Here is a 2,466-nt window from a genome sequence, read left to right as displayed (position 1 = left end):
GCGCCCCCCACCCCTACCCCCTCTCCGCGCTCCTGGCCCCCCCTTTCGCCGCGCCGATCGGCCGCCACTCGCCCCACCACGGTTCACTTGCGGCGGCCGAAGATCCGCTTCGCGGCGTAGACGATGCCGACGATCAGCAGCACGAAGAACAGGATGATCAGGATGACCACGACGATCAGGAACTTGCCGAGCTTGGCGAAGAAGCCCGACTTCTTCTTCTCGTCCTTGGCCGCGAGGTGGGCGGCCGGCGCGGTCTGACCGCTCCGGGTGCTGGCGGAGACGGCCGGGCCCGCCGCCGGGGCGGCCGGGCCGGAGCCGGTGACGGAAACGGTGGTGGCGGCGGCCGCGACGGGCCGGGGTGCGGCCGTCGCCGTCGCGCTCGACGCCGCGGCGGTGAGGCCGACGGCGGCCAGCAGTGCCACCAGGGCGCCGGCTATCGAACGTGCGATCCGGTGAGTCATCGTGCTCCTCGTACGGGTTCTGAGCAGCACAGAGGAGCCCGGCCGACCGGATCCGCTGGTCTGACCAGGTGGTTTTCTCATCTGCGCCTAGTATGCTCCACTGAGTTTCTACAGCGGTGTAAAAGTTTAGCGACGGGCCTGCCCGGATCGGCCCCGGCCACGCACGCCCGCCGGTCCGACGGGGGTTTCGTGGCAACTGTGGAGGATGACGACGTGTCTGGTCGCAGGGGTTCCCCCGGAGCCGGAAAATCGCCGCGCCGGGCAGCCGGCGGCTCGCCGGAGGGCCGCATACCCGACGGCGACATACCCGACGGCCGCGGCCGCACAGCCGAGGAGCGCACCGCGCAGGGCCGCCCGGCGGACGGCGGCCACGCCGGCCGGCCGGATCAGGCAGGCCGGGCCGGTCGGGCCAGCCGTACGAGCCGGGCGAAGCCCAAGGCCAAGCGCAGCACCAAGGAGAAGGTGCTCTGGGCGACGGCCGGCTGCACCGCCCTCCTGGTCCTCGGCGGCTGCGCCGTCTACTACCGCCTGAACAGCAACCTCACCACCTTCGACGGCGACGCCCTCAGCAAGGACCGCCCGGCCGCCGCGGCGCCGGACGCCCAGGGCCGCAGCCCGGTCAACGTCCTGCTGATCGGCTCGGACAGCCGCGGCAACGGCAACAGCGACCTCGGCGGCGGCGGGGACGGCGGCGCCCGCTCGGACACCGCGATCCTGCTGCACGTCTACGCCGACCACAAGCACGCCGTCGGCATCTCCATCCCCCGCGACTCCCTGGTCACCATCCCGGCGTGCAAGCTCCCGAACGGCAAGTGGACCAAGGAGCAGACCAATGTGATGTTCAACAGCGCCTTCTCGGTGGGCGACACCGACCAGGGCAACCCGGCCTGCACCCAGAACGCCGTCGAGAAGCTCACCAACCTGCGGGTCGACCACACCATCGTGGTGGACTTCAACGGCTTCGCCTCGATGACCAAGGCGGTCGGCGGCGTCGAGGTCTGTCTGCCGAACGACATCCACGAGGGCGATCTCAACCCGAACCTGGGCAAGAAGGGCAAGCTGGTCTTCCCCAAGGGCAAGCAGAAGGTGGAGGGCCAGTCCGCGCTCGACTTCGTCCGGGTGCGGCACGGCATCGGCGACGGCTCCGACATCGGCCGCACCAAGCGTCAGCAGGCCTTCCTCTCCTCGCTCATCAAGGAGGTCAAGTCCCGCGGCATGGACCCGACCACCCTGCTGCCGCTCGCCGACGCCGCGACCAAGTCGCTCACCGTCGACCCCGACCTCGGCTCGGCGGCCAAGCTGCTCTCCTTCGCCATGTCGCTCAAGGACGTCAACCTGCACGACGTCAAGTTCGTGACGGCGCCGTGGCGCTACGAGGGCCCGCGGGTCGCCCTGCTCCACCCCGACTCGGACCAGCTCTGGGCCGCGCTCAAGGCCGACCGCACCCTGGACGGCCAGGACGCGAGCGCCACCGCCGCGGACTCCGCCGCACCGGGCACCCCCGCCGCCGAGGCCACCCCCAGCCCCACCGCCACCACCCCCGTCCCGGACGCCAAGAGCGGCGAGGCCAAGCCCGCCGACGTGAAGGTCGCCGTGCTCAACGGCACCGGCGCGACCGGGCTCGGCGGCAAGGCCGCGGAGGCCGTCAAGGGTGCCGGCTACACCGTGACCAGCGTCGGCAACGCGGCCGGCAAGCCGCGCGCCACCACGGTCGTCGAGTACGGCGCGGGCGAGCGCGCCGCGGCCGACGCGGTCGCCAAGCTGTTCCCGGGCGCCACCGTCCAGGCCGGCGGCAAGGGCGTCAGCGTGGTGCTCGGCCACGACTTCGCCGCCGCCAATCCGGCCGGTGCCGCCGACCCGGCCGCCTCCGCGTCGCCCGGCGCCCCGGCTGCTCCGGCCCCGGTGCCCAGCAGCGTCGCCAACGCCGCCCGGTCGGCCGACGACGACCCGTGCGCCAACGTGTCGTACGGCTGACCCGGACGGGACGTACGACGACGGCGGGGCG

General features: G+C 72.7%; 2 protein-coding genes. One reads left to right on the top strand and one right to left on the bottom strand.

The window, feature by feature from the left end:
• Positions 1-83: 83 nt before the first annotated feature.
• The gene (locus ACFVX9_RS37980) at positions 84-461 is read right to left on the bottom strand and encodes a hypothetical protein (RefSeq protein ID WP_380377567.1); all 378 of its coding nucleotides are present in this window, start codon (positions 459-461) and stop codon (positions 84-86) included.
• 213 nt (positions 462-674) lie between these two features.
• Here ACFVX9_RS37980 and ACFVX9_RS37975 point away from each other — a divergent pair, with 213 nt between their 5' ends.
• A complete protein-coding gene (locus tag ACFVX9_RS37975; protein WP_387986630.1) occupies positions 675-2,435 on the top strand; it encodes an LCP family protein in 1,761 nt (586 codons plus the stop codon).
• The last annotated feature ends 31 nt before the right edge of the window (positions 2,436-2,466 follow it).

This window comes from Kitasatospora sp. NPDC058243 (genome assembly GCF_042882025.1).
In the GTDB taxonomy this organism is placed as follows: Bacteria; Actinomycetota; Actinomycetes; order Streptomycetales; family Streptomycetaceae; genus Kitasatospora.
The sequence above is the reverse complement of the archived record's forward strand: the minus strand, read 5'-3'. Positions and strand labels throughout refer to the sequence as shown.

What these genes read in the sequence shown, in the direction of transcription:
- ACFVX9_RS37980 (WP_380377567.1), bottom strand. Translation starts at nt 461, where the DNA reads ATGACTCACCGGATCGCACGTTCGATAGCCGGCGCCCTGGTGGCACTG.